We start from the raw sequence: 26,029 nt of genomic DNA, 5'->3' as shown, positions 1-26,029 counted from the left end.
ACGTTCAGTCCAGGGTCAGGAATCGGCGCAACTCCGTGAAGGCCTCCCGCACCACGGTGTAATGCGCCCACTTGCCGCGCTGCTCACGGGTCAGGAGTCCCGCCTCGACGAGTTTCTTCATATGATGACTGATCGTCGGCTGGCTGATACCGAGAACATCTACCAGGTCACACGCACATACGGACTCACACCCCTGCGCGGCCACATGCGACATCACCCGCAAACGCATTGGGTCAGCCAGAGCTTTGAGCTTCACCGCAATCCGTTCAGACTCAGCCACCTGAAGTGGCGCCGCCGCCAATGAACAACATTCATCCGACGAAGCGTCACCGAGCTTCGTGTCTTCCATTGCAATACTCATAACACCATCATACATTGACGGACATCAATGTATGCTTATAGTCTTCCCATAGACGTACATCAATATGAAGAGGTTCGGATGACTACCACCACAACAGAGTCGACACCAGTGTTGAAGGAGATGTCCTTCCTTGATCGGTGGTTGCCGGCCTGGATTCTCTTAGCCATGGCACTCGGGCTCCTTCTGGGCAATTTCGTCCCAGGTCTCAACACTGCGCTCGAGGCCGTGAAGATTGGCGAAGTATCGCTACCGATCGCCATTGGTCTACTCGTCATGATGTATCCCGTGTTGGCAAAGGTCCGCTATGACGAGACTCAGCGAGTCACAGGTGACCGGAAGCTGCTTGTCCTGTCACTAGTGTTGAACTGGGTAGCTGGTCCGGCGTTCATGTTTGCCCTGGCCTGGATCTTCCTGGCCGACCTGCCCGAATTTCGTACCGGTCTGATCATTGTTGGTCTCGCTCGGTGTATTGCCATGGTCTTCATCTGGAATGACTTGGCCTGTGGCGACCGTGAAGCAGCAGCCGTGCTGGTGGCCATCAACTCAGTCTTTCAAGTCGTTGCATTCGGCGTACTCGGTTGGTTCTACCTCCAAGTCCTGCCCTCATGGCTTGGACTGCCCACCACATCCGCGGACTTCTCGGTCTGGGCGATCGTCCTCTCTGTCCTCGTCTTCCTCGGCATCCCCTTGCTCGCTGGATTCCTCACCCGCACCTTTGGTGAGAAGGCCAAGGGTCGGCAATGGTATGAAGAGAAGTTCCTGCCCAAGATCGGACCCTGGGCACTCTACGGGCTGCTGTTTACCATCGTGCTGCTGTTCTCCTTCCAGGGCGAAGCAATTCTGTCCCAACCCATCGACGTCGTCCGCATCGCAGTGCCCTTGCTCCTGTACTTCGTCCTCATGTTCTCCGTCAGCCTGCTCGCGTCGAAGGCTGCCGGCCTCAATTACGCGAAATCAACGACCGTGGCCTTCACAGCTTCGGGCAACAACTTCGAACTCGCCATCGCCGTGGCGATCGGGACCTTCGGAGTCACCTCCGGGCAAGCACTCGCCGGCGTCGTCGGCCCACTCATCGAAGTTCCCGTCCTCGTCGCCCTCGTCTACGTCGCACTGTGGGCCGGTCGGAAACTGTTCCCCGGCGATCCCACTGTCCCCGCTCGCGCCCAAGGAGTCCGATCATGACAGAAACATCGGCAACCACAACACCGAGTGTTCTCTTCGTCTGTGTCAAAAACGGGGGCAAGTCACAGATGGCCGCAGCTCTGCTGCGCCATCACGCAAACGGCTCCGTCGAGGTGCACTCAGCAGGCACCACGCCCGGGACAAACCTCAACGCACTGTCGACCGAGGTCATCGCCGAGGCAGGCGCTGACATGTCCGAGGACTCTCCCAAATCTATTGACCCGGCCCTGTTGCGCAGGGTTGACCGCGTCATCGTTCTCGGATCCGAAGCCCAAGTCGAACCGGTCGAAGGCATGAGAGCACCCATCGACACGTGGATCACCGACGAACCCTCCGAGCGAGGAATCGACGGCATCGAGCGTATGCGCCTTGTGCGCGACGATATCGACGACCACGTCCGCACCCTGCTGACCGACTTGCTCAATAACTGACTCGATAACTCCAGATTGGAATAACTGATGCCTGAATCCACTCCTACCGTCCTCTTCGTCTGTGTCCACAACGCGGGCCGCTCACAAATGGCAGCCGGATATCTCGCGGCCCTATCACAAGGACAGATCGAGGTGCTCTCGGCCGGATCAGAACCGGCCGAGCACATCAATCCAGTCGCCGTTGATGCCATGGCCGAAGACGGAATCGATATCACCGCTGCCGCGCCGAAGATCCTCACCACCGACGCCGTGAAGGAATCCGACGTCGTCATCACCATGGGCTGTGGTGACGCCTGCCCCATCTTCCCCGGCAAACGCTACGAAGACTGGCAACTCGACGATCCCGCAGGCCAGGGAATCGATGCAGTTCGCCCCATCCGCGACGACATCAAGAGCCGCATCCAACAACTCATCTCCGAGCTGTTGCCGGCCTCGACCCCAGCGAACTGAGGCCCATCCATGACAAGCACCCCTAGCACCGATATTGGTACAACCGATAACCTCATCATCATCGGGTCCGGACCAGCCGGATACACGGCTGCCATCTACGCAGCTCGAGCGGGATTGAGCCCACGGGTCATCGCCGGATCCGTCACCCACGGCGGAGCCTTGATGACGACGACCGACGTTGAGAACTTCCCCGGATTCCCGTCCGGCGTCCAGGGCCCGGACCTGATGATGGACCTCAGCGAACAGGCCAGACGATTCGGTGCCCGCATCGAATATGACGACGCCTCCGCCGTTAACCTCAGTGGAGACATCAAAGAAGTCAGCACCCTCACGGGCGCTGTCTACCGCGCCCCAGCCGTCATCGTCGCAACCGGGTCCGCCTACAAAGAACTGGGCTTGCCAGAAGAGAAGAACCTCACCGGCCACGGTTTGTCCTGGTGCGCGACCTGTGATGGGTTCTTCTTCCGTGACCAACACATCGTCGTTGTCGGCGGTGGAGACTCAGCCATGGAAGAAGCCCTGTTCCTGACACGGTTCGCTCGGACAGTCACGATCGTGGTCCGTCGAGACACCTTGCGAGCCTCAAAGATCATGGCTGAGCGAGCACAGGCGAACGAAAAGATCCGCTTCGTCTACAACAGCCACATCACCAGCCTAGACGGAGGCGAGAAGGTCACCGGCGTGACCGTGACCAACGCGGTCACCGGAACATCCAGCCAGATAGAAGCCACTGGCGTGTTCGTCGCCATCGGGCACCTGCCGCGCACCGACCTGGTCAAGGGACAACTGGACCTTGATCCAGAGGGCTACATCCTCGTCGATGCGCCAACGACGATGACAAACCTTCCCGGCGTATTTGCCTGTGGAGACGCTGTCGATCACCGGTATCGCCAAGCCATTACCGCAGCCGGTACCGGCTGTTCAGCAGCCCTCGATGCCGAACGCTTCCTGGCCACCTACGAACCCGCAACCCCCGTTCTTCAGGAGATTTCCAATGCTTGAGACCACCACCCAGAACCTGCCCGTCGTCATCATCGGAGCCGGACCCGTTGGTCTTGCTGCAGCCGCCCACATCCACGAACGAGGCCTCACCCCGCTCGTTCTCGAGGCCGGCGAGACTATCGGTCACGCCGTGCGGAAATGGGGTCATACCCGCCTGTTCTCCCCATGGCGATTCAACATCGATTCCGCCGCCGGTCGACTCCTGGAAAGCAACGGGTGGCAGACGCCTGATGCCGACGCCTTGCCGACAGGCCATGAACTCATCGATAACTATCTCTCACCACTTGCCACGGCACTCGGTGATGTCATCCGCACCGGTTCGCACGTCGTGGCTGTCTCACGTGAGGGTATTGATAAGACTCGCAGCGCCAACCGAGACGCCACCCCGTTCCTCGTGCGCATCGCCGACTCCGACGGTAGCAGCGAAGATGTTCTGGCGCGCAGTGTCATCGACGCCTCGGGAACATGGGAGCAGCCGAACCCCCTGGGCCGGTCCGGTCTGCCTGCTCCAGGGGAAACCGAGGCCATTGCTGCCGGATCCATTGTAAAGCCACTGCCAGCGGTCATCGGTGCTGATCGAGACCGTTTCGCTGGCCGCCACGTCCTCGTCGTCGGTGCCGGCCACTCAGCAGCAAATACTCTGCTCGACCTTGGTGAGTTGGCACGAGAAGAACCCACCACACGTATCAGCTGGGCCGTGCGCTCTGCCGACGTCTCCAGCGTCTACGGTGGGGAAGGCAATGACGAACTCGCCGCCCGTGGAGCACTGGGAACACGACTGCGAAGGCTCGTCGAAACCGGCGTCATCGATATCCACACTTCTTTCGTGATCAACCGATTCGACAACGCCAACGGTCGCCTGCGCGTGTCGGCTGCGGGCCCGACGGGTGATGAAGACCTTGATGTCGATGTCCTTGTGCCTGCCACCGGCTTCCGCCCGGATCTCTCCATTCTCAGCGAATTGCGTCTTGACCTTGATCCCGCAGTCGAGGCACCCAGCCAACTGGGGCCACTCATCGACCCAGAATTCCACAACTGCGGCAACGTTGCACCGCACGGTGAACGACTCCTGTCCCACCCCGAAGCTAATTTCTACATCGTGGGAATGAAGAGCTACGGCAGGGCCCCCACATTCCTCATGGCCACCGGTTACGAGCAAGTCCGCTCCATCGCTGCCGCCCTTGCCGGTGACCGCGCTGCTGCCGACGATGTCCATCTCGACCTCCCCGAGACCGGCGTATGCACCACTGATCTGGGTGGGTCCTGCGAGGCTCCTGCTGCGCCACAGCCAGTCACGATCGGAGGCCCACCATCATCAACCTGCTGTTGAGCGCAGCGCACCAGACTTCACAGAGCAATATGCGTCCATGAGGATGAAGGAGTGAAACCGATATGTCTGAGACACCCCAGCTCGTCGAGAAGCAGGTCACGGTGACTAATCCTGTTGATGGCTCCCCACTGTCCATCAATCTCAGCTTCGAAGTCCAAATGCCCGACTGTACCTGCACGCCGCGCATTACCTCTCCCGGCAACCCTCCCGGCTGGCAGTCCAAAAAGCCTAACCGCTAATTCCATCGTAGTCACCGACAAGCCGCTCCCGGGGTCTTCTGCTCGCAGGAAGTCCTGGGAGCCCGGTCGCACCCAAGAGAACCACGGGTCGTCCAGCCGGCAGCGTGCAGGGCGAGAAGATGCCTGACCACAGTGGCTCTGGACATACACGTGCGTTCCGAGATCGTGTCCCAGGTGAGTGCGTTGGTCATCAAGGTATTCCAGTAGGCCATCAAGGTATTCCAGTAGGCATTGAAGCCCACGACTCGGGTGACTCGACGGCGGTTCTCGCGACCATCTGAGTCCATGTCACGATCACTGATCCACTCATCGACGGCACGCAGCCAGGTTGCCTGCGAAATAGCCAGAGTGGCCTGCACGCGCAGCCGAGTGCGGCCTCGATGAAGTGCTGAGGTTTTCTTGCGCGCCTGACGGCCTGCGGACCCGGACTGAGGGGTTCGTGCGCCAGCTAGTAGTGATATTGGTGGGGGAGAGGGCTACTGTGCCCGGTGTGGCAGAATACGCTGATGTTGTAGCGGAGCGCCTCATTTCCCGCGGATCTTGACATGAGGCACTCCCCGGACGCCTTGCCCATGCGGGCCGAGACTGTCGGGCAGGCGTCGCGAGCACTTCTGAACGACACCACCAACAAGTGACACGGGGCACGTTCTGACCTATGATCGATCTCAATTACTGACCAAGCAGTCAGCTGTGACGGACGGCCACCCGTCACTGGCCCCGCCGACGGCACCGGCGATCACTCAGAGTCGAGGACCACCGCCGTCGGCGACGGCCCCAGGCAATGTCGCCCAGCAACCGAAAGATCTTCTCATGTCCACCACAGCACCCGGCCCCGCCGCATCACAGCCGACCGAGCCCCACTCGACCACCCGCGAGGAGCGCAAGGTCCTCGCCGGCACCCTCGTCGGCACCACCATCGAGTGGTACGACTTCTTCATCTACGCTCAGGCCGCCGGCCTCATCCTCTCCGCCCAGTACTTCGGGCCGTTGGCCGCGGACAATCCGGCGCTCGGGCAGATCATGGCGTGGGCGTCTCTGGGCATTTCGTTCCTCTTCCGCCCGTTGGGCGCGATCATCGCCGGCCACCTCGGCGATCGGATCGGACGCAAGAAGATGCTCGTGCTCACGCTCATCCTCATGGGGGCCGCGACCTCGCTCATCGGCCTGCTCCCGAACTACGCGATGATCGGAGTCGGCGCGCCGATCCTGCTCACCCTGCTGCGAATCCTGCAGGGCTTCTCCGCCGGCGGCGAATGGGGTGGGGCCGCGCTGCTCTCGGTCGAACACGCCCCGATCTCCAAGCGCGGCATCTTCGGCGCGTACCCGCAGATCGGCGTGCCGGTCGGCATGATCCTCGCCACCGGCGTGATCTGGGTGCTCACCACGGTCCTCACCGCCGAACAGTTCGCGAGCTTCGGCTGGCGGATCCCGTTCCTCTTCTCCGTCGTCCTCGTCTTCGTCGGCTATTACATCCGCCGCCAGGTCGAGGAGTCCCCGGTCTTCGCCGAGCTCGCCGAGCGCAAGGCCGAATCCTCGGCTCCGCTGGGCACCCTGTTCAAGAAGAACACGAAGGAAGTCGTGCTCTCCGCGCTCATCTTCATCGGCAACAACGCCGTGGGCTACATGATCATCGCGTTCTTCGCCGCCTACGCCTCGCGCCCGCTGGAGGAAGGCGGATCCGTCGGCCTCGACCGGGCACCCGTGCTGTTGGCGACGACGCTGGCGAGCTTCGGCTGGCTGGTGTTCACGATGTGGGGCGGCGCGTTGTCGGACAAGCTCGGTCGCGTGCGGACCTTCCAGATCGGGTACGTCCTGCTCATCGTGTGGCTCATCCCGACCTTCCTCATGATCGACATGGCGAACATCTGGATGTACGGCATCGGCATCTTCGTCCTCACCGTCGGCATGGGCCTGTCCTACGGCCCGATGTCGGCGATGTATGCGGAGATGTTCCCGGTCGAGGTCCGCTACTCGGGCGTCTCGATCGGCTACGCGCTCGGCGCGATCCTCGGCGGCGCTTTCGCCCCGACTATCGCCGAGACTCTGCTCGCCGAGACCGGCTCATCGATCTCGATCGCGATCTACATGATCGTCGTGTGCATCATCTCGCTCATCGGCGTCAGCCTCGTCAAGGAGACGAAGGGCAACGACCTCGGCCTGACGAAGCACCACTGAGGCTGCAGCGAACCCCCAGTTCGTCACCTGCACCTCGATTTCCTGGTCGATCCACGGTGAGTCCTCCGCCTGAAACGCCGTGGATCGACCCAACAATCCACCGAGGCGGCGCACCCACTCAGCAGCTCTCGCATAGGCTGATGAGATGACCCTGCCAGACCACACGAACCCGACTTCCCTCGCGTATCCCGACATCGAAGCCGCGGCGGCCCGGATCGCCGGGCAGGTCCGTCCGGTCACGGTCACCCAGCGGGGGAACGACGGAATAGTCTTCGCCCTCGAGTTCATGCAGCACACCGGCACGTTCAAGGCCCGCGGTGCGCAGAACTTCATCCAGGCTCACCTTGCCGAAGGCACCTTCCCCGAGGCGGGAGTGACGATCGCATCGGGCGGCAACGCCGGACTCGCCTGCGCATGGGCGGCACGTGCCGCCGGTGTACCGGCGACCGTGTTCCTGCCGACCACCGCGCCGAGCGTGAAGGTCGAACGGCTGCGATCGTATGGTGCGCGAGTGGAGTTGGTCGGTTCCGAATTCGCCGAGGCGGCCGCCGCCTGCCAGGAATTCGTCGAGTCCTCCGGTGCGCTGGCCTCGCACGCCTACGACCATCCGCTCATCGCCGCCGGCGCGGGCACCTTGATGACCGAGATCCTCGAGCAGGTGCCCGATCTCGACACGGTCGTCGTCTCGGTCGGAGGCGGCGGTCTGTTCGCCGGCGTCGCGACGGCCGCGACTCATCACGGAGTGCGCACTGTCGCGGTTGAGCCGGAGAACTGCCGAGCGCTGAGTGCAGCGATCGAAGCGGGCGAACCGGTCGATGTCACGGTCGATTCGGTGGCAGCGGATTCGCTCGGAGCCCGTCGTGCCACTTCGCTGGCGCTGGAGGCGGCACGATCAGATCTGGTCACCTCGGTGCTGGTCAGCGACGACGCCATCATCGAAGCACGACAGCGACTGTGGGACGAACACCGGCTGGCGGTCGAGCATGCGGCGGCCACGGCGTTGGCGGGAGTCAGCGGTGGTGGCAGAGGGAAGACTGCCAGCGACGGGAAGTCGCCGGGCGGTTATGTTCCGGCCGAAAAAGAGAAGGTCTGCGTCGTCCTCTGCGGGGCGAACACGAGCCTCAGCGATCTCTGAATCACGGGGACGGCCACCTCGGCGAATCGAGCGCCGGAAGTCAGCATGGTCGAACGTTGGACGTCAGCGCGTTCGGTCGCGGTCCTTGGACTTCAGCGAGGCCTTGATGAGGCCGAAGATCGCGAGCGCCACGACGACGGTGATGATGGCTTTAACGAGGAACCAAGCAATGGAGAACGCGACGTTGACCACCCACCACGCAATGATGATGGCGATGATCGCGCCGATGATGCTCCACACGGTACTCATCTTCATGCCTCAAGCCTAGGCCCGAGTGCACAGCCGTGCAATGCGCGCGGTGATCGTCCCAGCCGATCCTCAGCACGGACGCGGTTCGTCAGCCGAGCGCGGCAGCGGTCCGCCCTGCACCGGTCGTCCGAGGTGCCGCACCGGTCCGAACTGCGCGGGCCGACCAGCGGCGGTCGGCGAAGCCAACCTCGATCGGATGGTCGAAGGCGGCAGAGACCTGCTCGGAGGTGAGCACCTCGGCGATGGGACCGGCGGCGGTCAGTCGCCCGTCGGAGATGAGCGCGGCGTGAGTGGTCGTCTCGGGAATCTCCTCGAGATGATGGGTGACCAGCAGCGTCGACAGCTCCGGCGAGCGCAGAGACAGGGCGTCGATGGTCTCGAGCACCTGTTCGCGTGCGGCCACGTCGAGTCCGGTGGTCGGCTCGTCGAAGAGCAGCAGCTGTGGTTCGGCGATGAGCGACCGGGCGACGAGCGCACGCCCGCGCTCCCCCTGTGACAGCACCTTCCACCCGGCGTCGGCGCGGGACGTCAGTCCCACCTCGGCGATCTGGGCATCGGCCTTCACGACATCCTCAGGCGCGGGCTCCCACCGCATGGGACATTCGACGGTGCCGGTGAGACCGGTGAGGACGACCTCGCGGACGGTGAGGTTCGACCGCAGCGGATGACGTGGATTGACGTGTCCGATGAGGCGGCGCAGGGCGGCGAGCTCGACCCGACCCATGCGTGATCCGAGAATATCCACGGTGCCCGAGGTCGGGAACACCTGCGCCGAGGCGAAGCTGAGCAGCGTGGACTTCCCCGCCCCGTTCGGACCGATGAGCACCCAGTGCTCGCCGGCACTGACAAGCAAATCGATTCCGTGGAGTATCTGCGTCTGCCCACGCCGGAATGTCACATCAGCGATATCGAGGACGGTCTTGGCCACGCCTCACTCACCTCTCGCGGACCCGCACGGTCCAGTTGATCCATGCGCCCCGCCTTCGGGCAGGGCGAATCCGAGTCTAGGCGCGGATGTCGCCGAGGCGGTCCTCGCCGATCGATACCGAGTTCCACATCCTGGATCACGGTGGCACCCCGCAGGCGACGACGGCAACGGGCCATAATGGAGTCATGCACAACGCCGCCGATTCGAATGAGGACCTCCGCGAGGAGTATCGCATCAAGATGCGCGGTCGGCTCCTGCGCCGGTCCGCTTCGTTCAATGTCGCCCACGCCGTCGACAGCCTCGAACCGGGCACCGGCGCTCAGAGCATCCAACGCGCGCTGACGCTGCTCAACCTCGTCGGCCTCATCGCCGGGGAGCGGCGCGAAGGCGCGAGCCTGTCCGAGCTCGCCTCGATCAGCGGCCGCCCGAAAGCCAGCGTCCACCGCATGCTCCAGGCGCTCATCGCCATGGGATACGTCGAACGCCTCGAGGAGGGCGGGTACCGCCTCGGCGTGCAGTCGCAGATCCTCGGTCAACTGGCTCAGAAATCGGTGGATCCGCTGGTCACGGAGTCGGAGTCGAGCCTGATGCGCTTGGCCGAGCTCAGCCAGGACACCGTCTTCCTCACCCTGCGCACGGGCAGCTATTCGATCTGCGCCCGCCGCGAGGAGGGCTTCGGTGAGATCTTCAACAACGCCCTGTCCGTGGGCGACCGTCACCCATTGGGCATCGGCGCCGGATCGCTGGCGATCCTCTCCGAGCTCTCCCCCGCCGAGGTGGACGCCCAGTTCGAGGCCAACGCCGAGATCCTCGCCGAGAGGTATCCGAAGGTCTCCGTCCCGCACCTGCGCGACATCATCGATCAGGCCCGTATCGACGGCTTCGTCCACAATCCCGGGCTCTTCGCCAAGGGGTCGTGGGCAGTGGCGGTTCCGCTGCGCATCCGCGGATCGCGGCCGCGTGCGGCCCTGTCGATCGCCTCGATCGCCGACCGTGTCACCGGTTCCCGGGTCGAACGTCTCGTCGCTCTGCTGCGCCGGGAGGCGAAGGCCATCGCCGAGGCGCTGAGTTCGCAGACCGACCTCACCCCGGACTCCGGCGACCTCTGAGGCGGCCTTTGTTCCCCTCGCGCATGACTCCTGCGGGCGGATCCACCTCGAAATCCGCTATTGGATCGAGACGGATCCACCCGCAGGAAGCGCCGATCTGCTTACATGCGCACGGGGTCTGACCTCCTGGTAGCCTGACCACTAGCAACGTCGGGCTCCCGGTTCCCGAGTCACCACGTGACTGGCTGGCCCCAGAGCTGACGACCCCCAGGTGTTGCCGCGGCAGCCTGGGGGCGCTTCGTACTCACCCCGGGTCCGGCTCCAGCGCACTGCGCGAACTCCGGTAGCGTGAGGGCATGCCGGAGACTCCTGATGCCACGACCGTGTCCCTGACGATTCCCGAACTGCGTGAATTGTGCATTGCAGCGATCACCGCTGCCGGTGGGTCACCCGCGCTGGCGCAGTCTCTGGCCGAGGCGACCGTAGCGGCCGAGCGACGGGGAAAGACCGCCGTGGGCACGGCGCATCTCTTCGATTACCTCGACGGCCTCGAGGCCGGCCGCATCAACGGGCAGGCGCAGCCGAAAGTGACGAACAAACTGCCCGCAGCGCACCACGTCGACGCCGACCGCGGCACCGCGCAGCTCGCCTTCGATGCAGCCTTCGACGATTTCGCCTCGTCCGCCGAATCGCTCGGCATCTCCGTCCTCAACATCGCCAACGCCTTCACCGCCGGAGAGCTCGGCTGCTATACGACGCGGCTCGCCGAACGGGGCCTGGTGGCGTTTGCCGGGGCCAACTCACCGGCGCTGATGTCGCTGTTCGGCACACCGGGCTCGGCGACCGGAACGAACCCGTTCTCGTTCGCCGTTCCCCATACCGGTGGCCCGCGCATGTTCGATCAGGCGACCAGCGCCACCGCGTGGGTCAACGTCCGCAACGCCGCCGACCGGGGAGAGACGATCCCCGACGGATGGGCCCTCGCACCCGACGGGGCGGCCACGAACGATGCCGGGGCCGCCCTCGCCGGTTCCCTGCTGCCGTTCGGCGGGGTCAAAGGCAGCAATGTCGCGCTCATGATCGAACTCCTCGCCGTCCACGGCGGGGGCCGCTTCTCCGTCGACGCACCCGCCTTCGACTCGGGTCAGGAGAGCCCGGGCACGGGACTGTTCGTCATCGCGATCGCGGCCGATGCCTTCGACCCTGGCTATTCGCAGCGGGTCGCCGAGCATCTTGACCGTCTGCACGCACGGTTCGGCTTCGACTTCGGCCGCAAACGCAGCCTCGAGGTCGTCGAGCTGCCGGAGGAACTCCACTCGGTGCTCCTCAGCCGCGCCTGAGCTTCACCGACCGCTCGAGTTGCCGTCGACCTCGCACCGCATAACTCGGTACAGCGACGGTAACTCGAACGGTCAGTGGGCACGACCGACGCTTGAGTGCGCAGTCGGTGCGTACGTATTTGGAACAGCCAGAGCGGTCGCACCTCCCCAGAAATCGGCCGACCGGAATGGGCTCAGCGACCGGCCCTCAGGCCCCTAGACCGGCACGGATGCGGCGGACGGCGTCGTCGAAAGACTCCCCGGTCACCTCGGCGGCCGCCCCCGGATCACCGGCGTCGACGGCATCCATGAGTCGGCGCTGGTGCTTGAGCAACGGCGCCTTGGCTTCGGCCGAGATCTCCCGCCTGGCACCGACGAGTTTGTACGCCCGGCAGCGCAGCCACAGGGTCCGGATCGTCTCAACGAGGACGGGATTGCCCGAGGCGGAATATATCGTCGCGAGCAGCTCTTCGTCGTGGTCGAGATACTCTGAGGCATCGCCGGAGTCGAGAGCCGCCTCCATCGCCGCGAACTCCTCATCGAGCCGCGCCCGGCCCGCCCCATCGAGCTTCTGCGCGCCCTGGACCGTCGCTTCGACCTCGAGGATGCGACGCACCGAATAGATCTGCAGCAGCTCCTCGGCGGTGAATTCCTTGACCACGGCCCCGCGGTGCGGGCTGGTCTCGACGAGCCCGACCTCCTCGAGTCGGGCCAGCGACTCCCGCACGGGCATGACGCTCGTACCCAGGGACGCCGCGAGCTGGCGTATCCGCAGTCGATCTCCGCTGCGATATTCGCCGGAGAGGATGCTCGCCTGCAGAGCCTCGAACACCTGGTCGCCGATGCGGGGTCCGATCTCGGTCTGGGTCTCGCTCATATTCGACAGTCTATCCACGCCAAGTTTGCCGCGCAGCGGACTCGAGAGGCGTCAGCGCAGGACGACGGTCCTCTTGCCCGAGAGGAACACGCGGCCGTCGCAGTGCCATTTCACGGCATTGGACAGGGCTTTGCATTCGGCGTCGCGACCGGCGGCGACGAGGTCTTCGGGACCGAAGGAATGGTCGACTTCCACGAGCTGCTGGGCGATAATCGGACCTTCGTCGAGTTCGCTGTTGACGAAGTGCGCGGTCGCCCCGACGGTCTTGACTCCGCGCTCCCACGCCTGGTGGTAGGGCTTCGCACCCTTGAAGGACGGCAGGAACGAGTGGTGGATGTTGATGGCGCGGCCCGTGAGCTCACGGGCGAGGTCGTCGGAGAGGATCTGCATATAACGGGCGAGGACGACGAGGTCGACCTCGAAGCGGTCGACGAGTTCGAGCAGCTTCGCTTCGGCCTCGGGCTTCGTCTCCTTCGTCACGGGGATCCGGAAGAAGGGGATGTGATGCCATTCGACGAGCTCCCGATGGTCGGGGTGGTTCGACACGACGGCCGCGATCTCGATCGGCAGCTCGCCGACGCGGGCCCGGAAGAGCAGATCGTTGAGGCAGTGCTCGAACTTCGAGACCATGATGAGCACCCGCCGCTTCTCCCCCTGCGGCCACAGCTGCCAGGTCGCTCCGAACTCCTCTCCGATCGCCTCGAAGTCGGTCCGCAGCGCCTCTATCCCGTTGCCGGGCTCCGCCGAGACGCTGAAATCGATGCGCAGGAACAGGCGCTCGGTGTACTGGTCGTCGAACTGCTTGAGTTCCTTGATGTCGCCGCCGTGGGTGAGCAGGGCGCCGGTCACCGAGTGGAGGATGCCGGGACGCTCGTCGCATTCGAGGGTGAAGATGAAATCCTGCATGTGCTTGTCTTCCTGTTCGGTCGTGCCAGATCTGGGGTAGTCCAGCAGCTGGGGTGGTGCAGCAGCTGGTGTGGTGCGAAATCAGGGGCGGTGTCCGACACGGACCGGCTGCGGCGGTGCACCGAGGCCGGCCCGTGATCTCGTGCTGTTCAGCACTCGATGACGTTGACGGCGAGGCCGCCGCGCGATGTCTCCTTGTACTTCGATTTCATATCGGCTCCAGTCTGCCGCATGGTCTCGATCGCCTGGTCGAGGTTCACCCGATGCGAGCCGTCGCCGTGCATCGCCAGCCGGGCCGCGTTGATCGCCTTCACCGAGGCTATGGCATTGCGTTCGATGCAGGGCACCTGCACGAGCCCGCCGACCGGGTCGCACGTGAGCCCGAGGTTGTGCTCGAGACCGATCTCCGCGGCGTTCTCGACCTGCTCCGGTGTGCCGCCGAGGACGGCGCACAATCCTGCGGCAGCCATCGCACACGCGGATCCGACTTCTCCCTGACAGCCCACCTCGGCGCCGGAGATCGATGCATTGCGCTTGAAGAGGATCCCGATCGCCCCGGCCGTGAGCAGGAACGTCACGACGGCATCGTCGGAATCCTCCGTCTCGACGACGAACCGGTCCATGTAATGGAGCACCGCCGGAATGATGCCCGCGGCCCCGTTCGTCGGGGCGGTGACGATGCGTCCGCCCGAGGCGTTCTCCTCATTGACGGCCAGCGCGTAGAGGTTGACCCATTCGAGGGCGTCGAGCGACCCCGATGCCTGGTAGTCCGCTGCTTCGAGCTTCTCCCGCAGTTCAGGGGCACGCCTGCGCACCTTGAGCCCGCCGGGCAGCGTCGTCTCCTCACGCGTGCACCCGTTGTGCACGCATTCGCGCATCACCGCCCAGATCGCCAACAGCTTCTCCCGCAGCTGAGCATCGGTGTGAGCAGCGCGTTCGTTGACGGCCATGAGCTCGGCGATGCTCAGCCCGTGCTCACGGCAGCGGGCGAGGAGCTCATCGGCCGTGGCGAACTCGATCGCCTGACCCGTCTCCCCCTCGGTGGCGCCCTGCTGGCCGGCCGACTCGGCGGCCTCGATCGCCTCGGCGGCGTCGTTCTCGGCAGCGAGCTCCTCGGCGGTGACGACGAATCCCCCGCCGACCGAGTAGTACTCGCGCTCGATGACCTCATCGTCGACCTCGGCACGGATGACCATCCCATTGGGATGGCCGGGCAGGCTCTTCCGCAGGTGGAGGACGAGATCCGTCTCCGCTTCGAATTCGATGACCAGACGCCCGCCGAGGTGGAGCTTGCGTTGCGTCTTGACCTCCTCGACCAGCGGGCCCACCTGGTCGGGGTCGAGCGTCTCGGGATCGAAACCGCTTAAGCCCACGAGCACCGCCGAGTCCGAACCGTGCCCGATTCCGGTCGCGGCCAGCGAACCGTAGAGTCCGACGCGGACCCGGCGGACCCGGTGCAGGATCCCCTGCCCGTTGAGTTCGTCGACGAATCGGAGTGCGGCCCGCATCGGCCCCACCGTGTGGGAGGAGGAGGGGCCGATGCCGATCGAGAAGAGATCGAGGACCCCGAGTGCCATCAGCCGACGTCCTCTTCGCGCGCCGAGGCACGGCCGGCATCGCCCGCCCCGACCTCGGCACTCTCGCCGTCGTCGAGGAACTCGGCCATTCCGTCGAGCAGCCAGCGGACGGTGAAGTCCGCGAAGCTCGCTCGCGGGTAGACACGGTATTCGAGCACCGAGGAGTGGTGGAGGATGACCGGGACGGGGCCCAGCGCAGTGACGATCGCGGTGCCGACGCCGAAGGCGCGCGGGTGAAGGTCGGCGCGGCAGCTCTTCTCGAGCACTTCCCGGGCCTTCGAGCCCGAAAGCTGGAGGATCGTGCGGTTGGCGGAGAGATCGACCGCCTGTCCGGGCAGTCCTTCGAGACCCGCCTCGGCGACGAGAGTCTCCCCTGGCTGCTGCTGGCGGGAGACGTCGACGGCGAGGAACTCATCGGGGCTCAGCCACAGGATGTGCAGTCCTGCACCATCGCCGGTGACCTCACCGACCCGACGCGGCAGCGGCAGGCCGAAGACGTCTTCGAGCGCCCGCCCAGAGGCCGAATCCGGCTCTGCCCGCAGACCGAGCTGGACGGAGAACGGCAGCTCGCGCAGAACGACCCGGCGCCCGCCGGCGGCACTCGCATCGGCCATCGCCTCGGCCAGATGCGCAGCCGGGGAGACCCGGAGGTCCTCGAGGGGTTCGGGTGTGACGAGGGTGTCAGTGGAGTAGGTGGTGTCAGCCATCGCGGCGGTTCCCTTCCGGATCGTAGAAGACAGGTGAGGTGATCTCGACGTCGACCAGGGTGCCCCCGAGCGGTGACTGGACGACCTCACCAGTCCGGTTGCGGCCGTTCTCGACGAGAGCGAGCCCGATGGGCCGGTCGAGGCTGGGTGAGATGTAGGACGAGGTGACGTGGCCGATCATCGGCACCGGTCCCTCCTCGGGGGTGACGGGGGTGCCCGAGGTGATGAGCTGGGCGCCTTCGGCCAGTCGCGTGGTCCCGTCGACCGGGAGCACGCCCACGAGATGCTTGCGGTCCTCCCGGGACGTGTCGGCCCGTGTGTAGGAGCGTTTGCCGATGAAGTCCTTGAGCTTCGAGACGATCCACTCCATGCCCGCATCCTGTGGGGTCACGGTGCCGTCGGTGTCCTGGCCGACGATGATGAAGCCCTTCTCGGCACGCAGCACGTGCATGACTTCGGTGCCGTACGGGGTGATGTCGTACTCGGCACCTGCCTCGGCGACGGCCTCCCAGACAGTCAGCCCGTAGAACGTGTCGACGTTGATCTCGAAGGCGAGCTCGCCGGAGAAGGAGATCCGGCAGATCCGTGCGGGGATCCCGTTCGCCAACGTGGTCTCGCGGAAGCCCATGAACTCGAAGGCCTCGTTCGACACGTCGAGGTTCGGAGCGAGCTTCGCGATGACGTCCCGTGACCGGGGACCGGCCACGGCGACGGTCGACCACTGTTCGGTCACCGAGGTGAAGACGACGTCGAGTTCGGGCCATTCGGTCTGGTGCCATTCCTCGAGCCATTCGAGGACGGTCGCCGCGCCGCCGGTCGTCGTCGTCATGTAGTAGCGGTCCTCGGCCACCCGCAGGGTCACGCCGTCGTCGAAGATCATTCCGTCGGGCTTGCACATCAGTCCGTAGCGGCCCTTGCCGACCTTGAGCTTCTTGAAGCCGTTCGTGTAGATCTGGCCGAGGAATTCCCCGGCGTCCTTCCCGCGGATCTCGATCTTGCCGAGCGTCGAGGCATCCTGGAAGCCGACGGATTCGCGCACGGCTTTGCCCTCGCGCAGCACCGCCGCGTCCATGTCCTCGCCCGGCTGCGGGTAGTACCAGGGACGCTTCCACTGGCCGACGTCTTCGAACTCGGCGCCGTGGGCGACGTGCCAGGGGTGGATCGAGGTGACCCGGGCGGGGTCGAAGAGTTCGCCCTTGCGACGTCCGGCCAGTGCCGCGAACGGGACCGGGGCGAAGGGTGCGCGGAAGGTCGTGTGACCGACCCGACCGAGGTCGTCGGCCTCCCCCAGCACCGAGGCGATCGCGCCGATCGCGTTGACCGCTGAGGTCTTGCCCTGATCGTTCGCCGTCGAGATCGAGGTGTAGCGCTTGATGTGTTCGACCGAGCGCATGCCCGCGCCCATCGCCCGTTGCACGTCGGCGACGGTCTGGTCACGTTGGAAGTCGATGAAGTGCGTGCTCAGGTTCTGGTGATCGTCGTCCGCCGAGGTGACCAGCCACAGCGGGCGGGCCGGGGCGTACGCCATCGCTGAGGCGGCGGGGACGGAGAGCGCGGCCGGGAAGCCGGTGCGGTTCGCCGCCTGATTCCCCGCCTCGGCGCCCTGCCGCAGAGCCGCTTCGAGCGAGTAGTCCCCGGTCACTGCTCCGACCGTGAACTGGTCGCGCACGGGCGTCGTCGGCACGAAGGCCGCGATGTCGCCGTTCCAGTGGATTGTGCCCTTGCGCTGACCGTGGAGATGGATGACCGGCGAATGTCCGCCGGAGACGGCAAGCAGGTCGACGGCGATCTCTTCGCTCTCACCTGCGGCAACGCCGTCATCGTCGAGTCCGGCGACGGTGATCGCGCTGATCCGTCCGGCGGGTCCCTCACCGGCGGTGCCGGTGACGGCAGAGCCGAGGATGAGACGGGTGCCCGTGGCTTCGGTGACGGCTTCTGCCACCGCCGAGGCGGTCGGGCGGGAATCGATCACCGCAGGGACGGTGATGCCTGCCGCGTGGAGGTCGGTGACGAGGTCATAAGCGGAGTCGTTCGTCGTCGCCACGGCCACGTTCTGCCCTGCGGCCACACCGTAGCGGCCGAGGTAGGTGCGCACGGCCGAAGCGAGCATGATGCCGGGACGGTCGTTGTCGGCGAAGACAATCGGACGGTCATGCGCACCGGTGGCGAGCACGACCTGACCGGCACGGACGTGCCAGACCTTCTGGCGCACTCCGTGACCGCCGGCGGCGGCGACGGCTTCGGTGCGGTCTTCGAGGGCGACGAAGTAGTTCGAGTCGTAGCTGCCGAATACGGTGGTGTTCTTCACGTAGGTGAGCTCTCCGTGCGCGGCGAACCCGGCGACCGTGGACTCGACCCAGGCGGTGGCGTCCTGTCCGTCGATGGTCTCGGCCGTGGCCGGTCCCGCGGCGAGCAGGGAGCCGCCGGGCACAGGCTGGTCGTCGAGCAGCAGCGTGCGGGCACCGGACTTGCCGGCCTCCCGTGCGGCGGCGAGTCCGGCGGGCCCGGCGCCGACGATGAGGACGTCGGTGTGCACGTGCTTGTGTTCGTAGGTCAGTTCGTCCTGGCCGGGATCGAGGATCCCGAGCCCGGCGAGGTAGTCGGCCTCGAGTCCTTCGGCGATGGCCACGCGTGTGGCGGGCAGCATCGACTCGGAGACGTCTCCGGAGTACCGGGAATGCACGCGGACGAGCGCATTGGACTCCTCGACGCCGGCGCCGAGGATGCCGCGGGCCCGACCCAGATAGGTCGAGTTTCCGCAGTCGATGCGGCCCGCGGCGATGAGGGCACTGGCGATCGTGTCACCGGCGAAGCCCGAGTAGGTCTGTCCGTCGACGGTGAAGTCGATCGGTCGGGTGGTGTCGATGCCGGTGGCAGAGGGCAGTCGAGAAGCGGAGTGCAGACGGGTGGTGTTCGTCATCGAACCTCTCCTTGCGTGTCGGGACGGGGCGAGCCGATCGGGTAGATCGCGGTGAAGTCGTAGGTGGCGGTGTCGCGGACGGCGTTGAACCACTTCCGGCAGCCGGCGCTGTGGCTCCACATCTCGGCAAAGGCACCGCGACTGTTCTCACGGTAGAAGAGGTACTCGCCCCATTCCCTGTCGGTCAGGGCGTACGGGTCTTCGGGGTAGGGAACGTGCGCCTGTCCGCCGTAGTGGAATTCGGTTTCGTCCCTCGGCCCGCAGTTCGGGCAGTGGATGAGCAGCATGTCGGTCCTTTCAGTCCGGTGCGTCGACTCGCTCAGTGCGCCACGGCGGCGGCGCCGTGTTCGTCGATGAGGTGGCCGGTTTCGAAGCGGTCGAGGGCGAACGGGGCGTTGAGCGGGTGGGGTTCGTCGTTCGCGATGGTGTGGGCGTAGGTGAAGCCCGCCGCAGGGGTTCCTTTGAAGCCGCCGGTGCCCCAGCCGCAGTTGGCGTAGAGTCCCTCGACTTCGGTCTTCGACACGATCGGTGAGGCGTCGAGGGTGACGTCGACGTTGCCGCCCCAGGTGCGCAGCACATGAGCGCGGGCGAAGATCGGGAAGAGCTCGACCGCCGCGGCCAGCTGCTCCTCGATGACGTGGAAGCCGCCTCGTTGACCGTAGCCGTTGTACGAGTCGACGCCGGCGCCCATGACGAGTTCGCCCTTGTGCGCCTGGGAGACGTAGACGTGGACGTGGTTGGACATGACCACGGTCGGGTGCACGGGTTCGAAGAGTTCGGAGACCAACGCCTGCAGCGGGTGGGTCTGGATCGGCAGACGGATCCCGGCCATGTCGGCGAGCACCGAGGAGTCGCCGGCCACGGCCAGGGCGACCTTCTCGGTGGCGATCGGTCCGCGGTTCGTCTGCACGCCGACGACCTTGTCGCCGATGCGATCGATGCCGGTGACCTCGCAGTTCTGGATGATGTCGACACCCATCTCATCGGCCTTGCGGGCGAAGGCCCAGGCCACGTGGTCGTGCTTGGCGATGCCGGCGCGCGGCTGATAGGTCCCGCCCATCACGGGGTAACGGAGGTCGTCGCCGATGTTGATGATCGGGCAGACTTCCTTGACCTGCTTGGGGTCGAGCCATTCGGCGTCGACGCCGTTGAGCCTGTTCGCATTCACACGGCGCTGGGATTCGCGCACGTCCTGGAGTGTGTGGGCGAGGTTGAGCACGCCGCGCTGGGAGAAGAGGAAGTCGTAGTCGAGTTCGGCCGGCAGCTGCTCCCAGAGTTTGAGTGACTTCTCGTAGATCGCGGCGGACTCGTCCCACAGGTAGTTCGAGCGGATGATCGTCGTGTTCCGGGCCATGTTGCCCCCGGCCAGCCAGCCGCGTTCGAGAATGGCGATGTTCGTCATTCCGTGGTTCTTCGCCAGGTAGTAGGCGGTGGCGAGTCCGTGTCCGCCGCCGCCGACGATGACGGCTTCGTAGGACTTCTTCGGCTCCGGATTGCGCCATAGGAAGTCGGGGTGTTCGGGAAGCTGGTCAGCCATCAGCGTGCTCCGATCTCGGTGAGGGTGGGGTACAGGGGGTGGTCGTTCGCGAGTCGGGTGACGCGTGCGCTCAGTTCGGCGATGGTCTCCGGGTTCGCGCCGTTCTCGTCCGTGCCGGCCTTGAGCACTTCGGCGATGATGTCGGCCGCCTCGGCGAATGCTTCGCTGCCGAATCCGCGGCTGGCGAGCGCCGGTGTGCCGATCCGCAGACCGGAGGTGACCATCGGCGGCCTGGGGTCGTCGGGGACGGCGTTGCGGTTGACGGTGATGCCGATCTGGGCGAGCAGATCTTCGGCCTGGGCTCCGTCGAGGGTCGAGTTGCGCAGATCGACGAGGACGAGGTGGACGTCGGTGCCGCCGGTGAGGACGGAGATTCCGCGTTCGGCGACATCGGCTTCGGTCAGGCGGCGGGCGAGTTCGCCGGCCCCGGCCAGGGTCCGCTTCTGCTTGTCGACGAAGGTGTCGGTGGCGGCGAGCCCGAAGGCCACGGCCTTGCCGGCGATGACGTGTTCGAGGGGTCCGCCCTGCTGTCCGGGGAACACGGCGGAGTTGATCTTCTTCGCGATGTCCGCGTCATTGGTGAGGATGATGCCGCCTCGGGGGCCGCCGAGGGTCTTGTGCGTCGTCGAGGACACGACGTGGGCGTGCGGGACCGGTGAGGGGTGGAGTCCGGCGGCGACGAGTCCGGCGAAGTGGGCCATGTCGACCATGAGGTAGGCACCGACCGAGTCGGCGATGCGACGGAACTCGGCGAAGTCGAGCTGCCGGGTGTAGGCCGACCAGCCGGCGACGATGAGCTTCGGCTGGTGCTCGTGGGCGAGGCGTTCGACCTCGGCCATGTCGACGCGTCCCGTTTCGGCGTCGAGGCCGTAGGGGACGATCGAGTAGAGGCGGCCGGAGAAGTTGATCTTCATTCCGTGGGTGAGGTGGCCGCCGTGGGCGAGATTCAGTCCGAGGACGGTGTCCCCGGGACGGATGAGGGCGTGCATGACCGAGGCGTTGGCCTGGGCTCCGGAGTGCGACTGGACGTTCGCGTACGCGGCTCCGAAGAGGGCCTTGACGCGGTCGATGGCGATGCGTTCGATCTCGTCGACGTGTTCGCAGCCGCCGTAGTAGCGGCGGCCTGGGTACCCCTCGGCGTACTTGTTCGTGAGCACCGACCCTTGAGCTTCCATGACGGCCGAGGCGGTGTGGTTCTCCGAGGCGATCATCTCCAGGCCCTCGCGCTGCCGGGCCAGTTCGGCGTCGATGAAGCCGGCGATCGATGGATCGAGTTCGGCGATCGGGGTGCTCAGCTCGACGGGTTCGCGACTGGGGAAGGCTTCGGTCGTGCCGGCTTCGGCGGGGTTTGCGAGTTGCTCTGTCATGGATCTCCTTTGACCTGTCGCAATCAGCTGTCCTCAACTGATCAGCAACTAATATATCAGATGCGTTCCTGTAGTGTAGGCAGAGAAATCCAGTCGACGCAATACATTGTCAGCAGAGTTTTCCAGGAGTCTTCTCATGAGCGCATCCGCCGACGCGACGTCACCGACGACGTCCCTGGCGAATCACGCCTATGAGATCATGCGGCACCGGCTCATCATGCTCGACATCGCTCCGGGCGATCCGATCAACGAGGCTGCCCTGAGCGCCGAACTCGAGGTCGGCCGCACACCGATCCGCGAGGCACTCAAACGCCTCGAGCGCGATCACCTCGTCGTGTCCTATCCGCGGCGTGGAACCTTCGCCACCAATGTCGACCTCACCGATCTGTCGACGATCTCGGAGATGAGGGAAGCTCTCGAGCCGATCGCCGCCCGTCGCGCGGCCCGCAGCCTCACATCCGAGCGGCGCATGGATTTCTCGGCCGCGATCGCCGGCCTCAAGGCACTCGAGTCGACCGACGATCAGCGCACGCTCATGGAGCGCGACCTCGAGGTCCATCGACTCATCTACGGGTCTGCGGACAATCCGCACCTGTCGGAGACGCTCATCCGCCTCGACGACCTGGCCACCCGCATCTGGTGCCTCGTCATCCCGGGGATCCCGGATCTCGTCACCCACATCCGCGAGCACATCGATCTGCTCGAGGCGATCCTCGACGGCGACGAACAGACCGTGGCCGCCCGCGCCGCCGAGCACGTCCGCGAGTTCGACAAGACCGTCCGCTCCACCTTGCGCTGAGGCGCCCCTCCACCTGGCACCGAGGGCCCACTCCGCCCCGTACCGACCTCGGCATCCGTTGACGTGATCACAAACACACGCTAACGTGCTTGAATGTGATATATCAGTTGTCGACCTGACTCTGTCGACCACCTCATTCCCTCAACGACGAAGGACTTCCATGACTGACACCTCCACCGCCGCTGATCTGGCTTCAACCGAGAAGACCAGCATCCTGCGGATCATCACATACGCCGGAGCGATCATCGCGTTCCTCATCGGCTCGGGCTTCGCGACCGGCCAAGAGATCCTCCAGTACTACGCGTCCTACGGTTTCTGGGGCGTCTTCGGCACCGGTCTTCTGGTGCTCGTGCTCATCTCCTATGTCGCCGTCGAGCTCTTCCTCACGGGCAGGCGGGAGCAGTTCGAGAAACCCTCACGCGTCTTCTACTACTACGGCGGAAAGTACCTCGGCACGTTCTTCGACTACTTCTCGATCCTCTTCGTCTTCCTCTCCTTCACCGTGATGATCGCCGGTGCCGGCGCGGTCTTCGAGGAGCATTACAAACTGTCGAAGTTCATCGGCGGGATCGCCCTGGCCGCTGTCGTCTGTGCCACCGTGTGGTTCGGGCTGACGAGCCTCGTCGACGTCATCGGCAAGATCGGCCCGGTCATCGTCGTCGTCGCGATCGCCCTCGGCGTCTACGGCATCACGCGCGACCCCGCAGGCGTCTCCACCGGAGTCGATATCCTGCCGAGCCTCGACGTCACTCAGGCGTCCTCGAACTGGTTCCTCTCAGGGCTGTCCTATGTCGGATTCTGCATGCTCTGGCTCGCAGCGTTCCTCGCCGCCCTCGGCAAGACCGTGAAGAACCGGCGCGAGGCCACGGCTGGCGGCTTCGTCGGAGGCATTGCCTTCTCCCTGGCCTGCATGGTCGTCGGCCTCGGGCTGCTGGCCAACATCGGCGAGGTCTTCGACGTCGAGATCCCGATGCTCGTCCTCGCCAGCAGCCTCGGACCGTGGATCGGGGCGCTCATCTCCGTGATGATCCTCGCCGGAATCTACACGACGGCCATTCCGCTGCTGTGGACGGTGTCCTCGCGCTTCTTCGACGACAAGACGAAGAAGTTCAAGTACGTCACGATCGGCCTCGCCGTGCTGGGGACGATCATCGGCCTCGCCCTGCCGTTCTCGCAGATGGTCAACATCGTCTACGTCATCAACGGCTACGTCGGCATCGTCCTCCTGGTGCTGATGGTCGTCCGCACGATCCGCCACGCGGCAGAGCGGAAAAGCTGACCCCGCACCGAGGCGGCCGATCACTCTCGACACATCGACCACCCGTACCGATCCCCAGAACGTCGCCTCGGATGATCCAGTGATCACCCGAGGCGACGCCACCGCTCAACGACCGCCGAGCCGCTGCGAAATCCGCCTGGCCGCCTGAACGCAGTGTTCGCCGAGCTCGACGACCCGTTCAGCGTCGGTGCGGAACTTAGGGGCGGCAATGAGGACAGCGGCGACCACTTCACCGCGATGATCGCGCACGGGGGCGGCAATGCCGACCTCGTTCGGCGAAGTCTCCGCATCATTGAGGGCGTAGGCGACACCATCGGTTCGTCCTTCACCGTCTTCGGCCTCGAGGAAGACCTTCACCGAGGCGCTGCCTTCCGTCCGATATCGTGACCCCAGGATCGACGTGTGCTTGACTGGCTGCGGGCTCGGGATCTGCTCGACGGTGATCGCCTCCGCCCCGTTCCAGACCATCAGCGCGCTCGTCTCCGCAGTGGCACGCGTCAGCGCCTGCAGAGTCGGATAGGCGGCACGCCGAACATCGAGGTCGGCCAGCAGCGGTCCTGCGATCGCGATGATGCCGAGGCCGAGCCGGTACCGCTTGGACGGCACCTGTTCGACGATCCCTTCCTGCTCGAGCGAGGCAAGGATGCGCGACACCGTGCTCTTGTGCAGCCCCACGCGTGGGGCGATCTCGGTGACTCCGAGCTCCTGCCGGTCCGGCGCGAAGCAGCGCAGGATCGACACGGTGTTCTCGATGACCGAGGCACCACGACTCATGGAATCAGAATTCGAGCTCGTTCGAGGCATAATCTCACCCTATTCCCATTTGCCGACGTCGACCTTCTGACACAGCGATGGGGAGAGCTGAGGTCTTGTCCTCAGCTCTCCCCGCTCACCGAACCGCCAGCTCACCGACCACCGTCGGGCAGTGGGAACCGGCGTTCTGACAGACTCAGGCGGGAATGATGTTGTGTTCGGGTCCGAACGGGAACTTCGTGATGTCCTCGGAGCCGTCCTCGCCGACGACGAGGATGTCGTGCTCCCGATACCCGCCAGCGCCCGGCTGACCTTCCAACACCGTGATCATCGGCTCCATCGAGACCACCATTCCCGGCTCGATGACGGTGTCGATATCCTCGCGCAGCTCCAGACCTGCCTCGCGGCCGTAGTAGTGGCTGAGAACCCCGAAGGAGTGTCCGTATCCGAAGGTGCGATTGGCCAGAAGTCCGTGCTCGATGTAGATCTCGTTGAGCTCGGCGGCGATGTCCTTACATACAGCACCTGGCTTGATGAGCTCGATGCCGCGCTTGTGCACTTCGACGTTGACGTTCCACAGCTCCAACGACCGCTCATCCGGCTCGCCGTAGAACAGCGTCCTCTCCAGCGCAGTGTAATAGCCGGTCGGCATGGCGAAGCAGTTGAGGCTGAGGATATCGCCCTTGCGGATCCGTCGTGTCGTCGCCCAGTTGTGCGCGCCATCGGTGTTGATACCTGATTGGAACCACACCCAGGTGTCACGGATCTCCTGATCGGGGAACGTCTTTGCAATCTCATGAGTCATTGCCTCAGTGCCGATGAGCGCGAGTTCGTATTCGCTGATGCCTTCGGTGATGGCAGCCTTGATAGCCTCGCCGCCGAGGTCGCCGATGCGAGCGCTGTGCTTGATGACCTCGATCTCCTCGGGTGACTTGATCATCCGCTGGCGCATCGACTCCTGCGAGATGTCGACGAGCTCCGCTCCCGGGAAGGCGTCCTGGAGCCTGTTGCGATTCTCCAGGGGCAGGTTGTCGTCTTCGACACCGAGGCGGCGCGGGTTGCCGATGCCACGCTGACGCAGGCCCTCCTGGATCGCGTAGTAGTAGTTGTCACGGCGCCAATCGGTGTAGACGATGTTCTCCCCGTAGCTGGTCCGCCACGGCATTCCTGCATCGATGTTCGCCGTGATGGTCACGGTGTCATCTGCGGTGACGACCATCGCATAGGAGCGACCGAAGTAGGTGAAGAGGAAGTCCGAATAGTATTTGATGTTGTGATACGAGGTCAGGACCACGGCGTCGAGGCCCTTATCGGCCATGATGGCGCGCAGCCCGGTCAGCCTCCGCTCCATCTCCGCATCGGAGAAGGTCAGGGGCGTCTTGGATCCGTTGTGGAGGACCTTGAGACGCTCAAGTTCGGCGACGTTGGTGGGTGAGGTCGGCGCATTTACAGTCATG

At 64.9% G+C, this 26,029-nt stretch carries 24 protein-coding genes; 11 read left to right on the top strand and 13 right to left on the bottom strand.

Features of this window, described 5'->3' with window-relative positions; genetic code table 11:
- Nucleotides 1–4: 4 nt before the first annotated feature.
- Nucleotides 5–361, bottom strand: a complete 357-nt coding sequence (locus L1F31_RS00765; protein ID WP_265418828.1) for an ArsR/SmtB family transcription factor — start codon at nucleotides 359–361, stop codon at nucleotides 5–7.
- Nucleotides 362–439: 78 nt separating this feature from the next.
- Here L1F31_RS00765 and arsB point away from each other — a divergent pair, with 78 nt between their 5' ends.
- From arsB to L1F31_RS00730, 7 genes are all read left to right on the top strand, one after another.
- Nucleotides 440–1,543 (top strand): ACR3 family arsenite efflux transporter, encoded by a 1,104-nt coding sequence (arsB, locus tag L1F31_RS00760; protein ID WP_265420479.1) that lies wholly within the window; start codon nucleotides 440–442, stop codon nucleotides 1,541–1,543.
- Nucleotides 1,540–1,974, top strand: coding sequence for an arsenate-mycothiol transferase ArsC (locus L1F31_RS00755; protein WP_265418827.1), 435 nt, complete (start codon nucleotides 1,540–1,542; stop codon nucleotides 1,972–1,974). The genes arsB and L1F31_RS00755 overlap by 4 nt, the downstream gene beginning before the upstream one ends.
- Nucleotides 1,975–2,001: 27 nt before the next feature.
- Nucleotides 2,002–2,424 carry an arsenate reductase ArsC gene (locus L1F31_RS00750; RefSeq protein ID WP_265418826.1) on the top strand — a complete coding sequence of 141 codons (423 nt, stop codon included), beginning with the start codon at nucleotides 2,002–2,004 and terminating at the stop codon, nucleotides 2,422–2,424.
- Nucleotides 2,425–2,433: 9 nt separating this feature from the next.
- Nucleotides 2,434–3,426, top strand: coding sequence for a thioredoxin-disulfide reductase (trxB, locus tag L1F31_RS00745; RefSeq protein ID WP_265418825.1), 993 nt, complete (start codon nucleotides 2,434–2,436; stop codon nucleotides 3,424–3,426).
- Nucleotides 3,419–4,756, top strand: a complete 1,338-nt coding sequence (locus L1F31_RS00740) for an NAD(P)-binding domain-containing protein (protein WP_265418824.1) — start codon at nucleotides 3,419–3,421, stop codon at nucleotides 4,754–4,756. Before trxB ends, L1F31_RS00740 begins: the two co-directional genes overlap by 8 nt.
- Nucleotides 4,757–5,805: 1,049 nt before the next feature.
- Nucleotides 5,806–7,170, top strand: coding sequence for an MFS transporter (locus tag L1F31_RS00735; protein ID WP_265418823.1), 1,365 nt, complete (start codon nucleotides 5,806–5,808; stop codon nucleotides 7,168–7,170).
- A 145-nt stretch (nucleotides 7,171–7,315) separates the two neighbouring features.
- Nucleotides 7,316–8,305 carry a serine/threonine dehydratase gene (locus L1F31_RS00730; protein ID WP_265418822.1) on the top strand — a complete coding sequence of 330 codons (990 nt, stop codon included), beginning with the start codon at nucleotides 7,316–7,318 and terminating at the stop codon, nucleotides 8,303–8,305.
- Between the two features lie 63 nt (nucleotides 8,306–8,368).
- Here the strand turns inward: L1F31_RS00730 and L1F31_RS00725 are convergent, their stop codons facing one another.
- Nucleotides 8,369–8,560 carry a hypothetical protein gene (locus tag L1F31_RS00725; protein WP_039211572.1) on the bottom strand — a complete coding sequence of 64 codons (192 nt, stop codon included), beginning with the start codon at nucleotides 8,558–8,560 and terminating at the stop codon, nucleotides 8,369–8,371.
- 82 nt (nucleotides 8,561–8,642) lie between these two features.
- Entirely contained in the window at nucleotides 8,643–9,482 is an 840-nt protein-coding gene (locus L1F31_RS00720) for an ABC transporter ATP-binding protein (protein ID WP_265418821.1), read from the bottom strand.
- 185 nt (nucleotides 9,483–9,667) lie between these two features.
- Between L1F31_RS00720 and L1F31_RS00715 the strand changes: the two genes are divergently transcribed.
- The gene (locus tag L1F31_RS00715) at nucleotides 9,668–10,591 is read left to right on the top strand and encodes an IclR family transcriptional regulator (RefSeq protein WP_052240135.1); all 924 of its coding nucleotides are present in this window, start codon (nucleotides 9,668–9,670) and stop codon (nucleotides 10,589–10,591) included.
- A gap of 296 nt (nucleotides 10,592–10,887) precedes the next feature.
- A complete protein-coding gene (locus tag L1F31_RS00710) occupies nucleotides 10,888–11,871 on the top strand; it encodes an Ldh family oxidoreductase (protein ID WP_265418820.1) in 984 nt (327 codons plus the stop codon).
- Nucleotides 11,872–12,058: 187 nt separating this feature from the next.
- Here the strand turns inward: L1F31_RS00710 and L1F31_RS00705 are convergent, their stop codons facing one another.
- The 8 genes from L1F31_RS00705 to glyA form a co-directional block, all read right to left on the bottom strand.
- A complete protein-coding gene (locus L1F31_RS00705; RefSeq protein ID WP_265418819.1) occupies nucleotides 12,059–12,727 on the bottom strand; it encodes a GntR family transcriptional regulator in 669 nt (222 codons plus the stop codon).
- Between the two features lie 51 nt (nucleotides 12,728–12,778).
- Nucleotides 12,779–13,633, bottom strand: coding sequence for a formyltetrahydrofolate deformylase (purU, locus tag L1F31_RS00700; protein ID WP_166828750.1), 855 nt, complete (start codon nucleotides 13,631–13,633; stop codon nucleotides 12,779–12,781).
- A 149-nt stretch (nucleotides 13,634–13,782) separates the two neighbouring features.
- On the bottom strand, nucleotides 13,783–15,210 hold the full coding sequence (locus L1F31_RS00695) for an L-serine ammonia-lyase (protein ID WP_265418818.1): 1,428 nt from the start codon (nucleotides 15,208–15,210) through the stop codon (nucleotides 13,783–13,785).
- A complete protein-coding gene (locus L1F31_RS00690) occupies nucleotides 15,210–15,917 on the bottom strand; it encodes a sarcosine oxidase subunit gamma (protein WP_265418817.1) in 708 nt (235 codons plus the stop codon). The genes L1F31_RS00695 and L1F31_RS00690 overlap by 1 nt, the downstream gene beginning before the upstream one ends.
- A complete protein-coding gene (locus L1F31_RS00685) occupies nucleotides 15,910–18,837 on the bottom strand; it encodes a glycine cleavage T C-terminal barrel domain-containing protein (RefSeq protein WP_265418816.1) in 2,928 nt (975 codons plus the stop codon). Before L1F31_RS00685 ends, L1F31_RS00690 begins: the two co-directional genes overlap by 8 nt.
- A complete protein-coding gene (locus tag L1F31_RS00680; protein ID WP_152346091.1) occupies nucleotides 18,834–19,124 on the bottom strand; it encodes a sarcosine oxidase subunit delta in 291 nt (96 codons plus the stop codon). Before L1F31_RS00680 ends, L1F31_RS00685 begins: the two co-directional genes overlap by 4 nt.
- Before the next feature lie 32 nt (nucleotides 19,125–19,156).
- Nucleotides 19,157–20,374: a sarcosine oxidase subunit beta family protein gene (locus L1F31_RS00675; protein WP_166828763.1), complete on the bottom strand. Its 1,218-nt coding sequence runs from the start codon at nucleotides 20,372–20,374 to the stop codon at nucleotides 19,157–19,159.
- Nucleotides 20,374–21,741, bottom strand: a complete 1,368-nt coding sequence (gene glyA / locus L1F31_RS00670) for a serine hydroxymethyltransferase (RefSeq protein ID WP_283255783.1) — start codon at nucleotides 21,739–21,741, stop codon at nucleotides 20,374–20,376. Before glyA ends, L1F31_RS00675 begins: the two co-directional genes overlap by 1 nt.
- A 136-nt stretch (nucleotides 21,742–21,877) precedes the next feature.
- Between glyA and L1F31_RS00665 the strand changes: the two genes are divergently transcribed.
- Together L1F31_RS00665 and L1F31_RS00660 are read left to right on the top strand one after the other, a co-directional pair.
- Nucleotides 21,878–22,540 carry a GntR family transcriptional regulator gene (locus L1F31_RS00665; protein WP_265418815.1) on the top strand — a complete coding sequence of 221 codons (663 nt, stop codon included), beginning with the start codon at nucleotides 21,878–21,880 and terminating at the stop codon, nucleotides 22,538–22,540.
- 160 nt (nucleotides 22,541–22,700) lie between these two features.
- Nucleotides 22,701–23,819, top strand: coding sequence for a YkvI family membrane protein (locus tag L1F31_RS00660; protein WP_265418814.1), 1,119 nt, complete (start codon nucleotides 22,701–22,703; stop codon nucleotides 23,817–23,819).
- Nucleotides 23,820–23,924: 105 nt separating this feature from the next.
- On the opposite strand, the gene L1F31_RS00655 is transcribed toward L1F31_RS00660, so the two are convergent.
- On the bottom strand, nucleotides 23,925–24,593 hold the full coding sequence (locus L1F31_RS00655; protein ID WP_228278250.1) for an IclR family transcriptional regulator: 669 nt from the start codon (nucleotides 24,591–24,593) through the stop codon (nucleotides 23,925–23,927).
- 175 nt (nucleotides 24,594–24,768) lie between these two features.
- Nucleotides 24,769–26,028, bottom strand: a complete 1,260-nt coding sequence (locus tag L1F31_RS00650; protein ID WP_166828777.1) for an aminopeptidase P family protein — start codon at nucleotides 26,026–26,028, stop codon at nucleotides 24,769–24,771.
- Nucleotide 26,029: the final 1 nt, after the last annotated feature.

The organism is Brevibacterium spongiae, from assembly GCF_026168515.1.
Lineage (GTDB): Bacteria > Actinomycetota > Actinomycetes > Actinomycetales > Brevibacteriaceae > Brevibacterium > Brevibacterium spongiae.
The sequence above is the reverse complement of the archived record's forward strand: the minus strand, read 5'-3'. Positions and strand labels throughout refer to the sequence as shown.

Coding starts and splice junctions, on each gene's coding strand:
- L1F31_RS00765 (WP_265418828.1), bottom strand. CDS start 361: ATGAGTATTGCAATGGAAGACACGAAGCTCGGTGACGCTTCGTCGGAT.
- arsB (WP_265420479.1), top strand. CDS start 440: ATGACTACCACCACAACAGAGTCGACACCAGTGTTGAAGGAGATGTCC.
- L1F31_RS00755 (WP_265418827.1), top strand. CDS start 1,540: ATGACAGAAACATCGGCAACCACAACACCGAGTGTTCTCTTCGTCTGT.
- L1F31_RS00750 (WP_265418826.1), top strand. CDS start 2,002: ATGCCTGAATCCACTCCTACCGTCCTCTTCGTCTGTGTCCACAACGCG.
- trxB (WP_265418825.1), top strand. CDS start 2,434: ATGACAAGCACCCCTAGCACCGATATTGGTACAACCGATAACCTCATC.
- L1F31_RS00740 (WP_265418824.1), top strand. CDS start 3,419: ATGCTTGAGACCACCACCCAGAACCTGCCCGTCGTCATCATCGGAGCC.
- L1F31_RS00735 (WP_265418823.1), top strand. CDS start 5,806: ATGTCCACCACAGCACCCGGCCCCGCCGCATCACAGCCGACCGAGCCC.
- L1F31_RS00730 (WP_265418822.1), top strand. CDS start 7,316: ATGACCCTGCCAGACCACACGAACCCGACTTCCCTCGCGTATCCCGAC.
- L1F31_RS00725 (WP_039211572.1), bottom strand. CDS start 8,560: ATGAAGATGAGTACCGTGTGGAGCATCATCGGCGCGATCATCGCCATC.
- L1F31_RS00715 (WP_052240135.1), top strand. CDS start 9,668: ATGCACAACGCCGCCGATTCGAATGAGGACCTCCGCGAGGAGTATCGC.
- L1F31_RS00710 (WP_265418820.1), top strand. CDS start 10,888: ATGCCGGAGACTCCTGATGCCACGACCGTGTCCCTGACGATTCCCGAA.
- L1F31_RS00705 (WP_265418819.1), bottom strand. CDS start 12,727: ATGAGCGAGACCCAGACCGAGATCGGACCCCGCATCGGCGACCAGGTG.
- purU (WP_166828750.1), bottom strand. CDS start 13,633: ATGCAGGATTTCATCTTCACCCTCGAATGCGACGAGCGTCCCGGCATC.
- L1F31_RS00695 (WP_265418818.1), bottom strand. CDS start 15,210: ATGGCACTCGGGGTCCTCGATCTCTTCTCGATCGGCATCGGCCCCTCC.
- L1F31_RS00690 (WP_265418817.1), bottom strand. CDS start 15,917: ATGGCTGACACCACCTACTCCACTGACACCCTCGTCACACCCGAACCC.
- L1F31_RS00685 (WP_265418816.1), bottom strand. CDS start 18,837: ATGACGAACACCACCCGTCTGCACTCCGCTTCTCGACTGCCCTCTGCC.
- L1F31_RS00680 (WP_152346091.1), bottom strand. CDS start 19,124: ATGCTGCTCATCCACTGCCCGAACTGCGGGCCGAGGGACGAAACCGAA.
- L1F31_RS00675 (WP_166828763.1), bottom strand. CDS start 20,374: ATGGCTGACCAGCTTCCCGAACACCCCGACTTCCTATGGCGCAATCCG.
- glyA (WP_283255783.1), bottom strand. CDS start 21,741: ATGACAGAGCAACTCGCAAACCCCGCCGAAGCCGGCACGACCGAAGCC.
- L1F31_RS00665 (WP_265418815.1), top strand. CDS start 21,878: ATGAGCGCATCCGCCGACGCGACGTCACCGACGACGTCCCTGGCGAAT.
- L1F31_RS00660 (WP_265418814.1), top strand. CDS start 22,701: ATGACTGACACCTCCACCGCCGCTGATCTGGCTTCAACCGAGAAGACC.
- L1F31_RS00655 (WP_228278250.1), bottom strand. CDS start 24,593: ATGAGTCGTGGTGCCTCGGTCATCGAGAACACCGTGTCGATCCTGCGC.
- L1F31_RS00650 (WP_166828777.1), bottom strand. CDS start 26,028: ATGACTGTAAATGCGCCGACCTCACCCACCAACGTCGCCGAACTTGAG.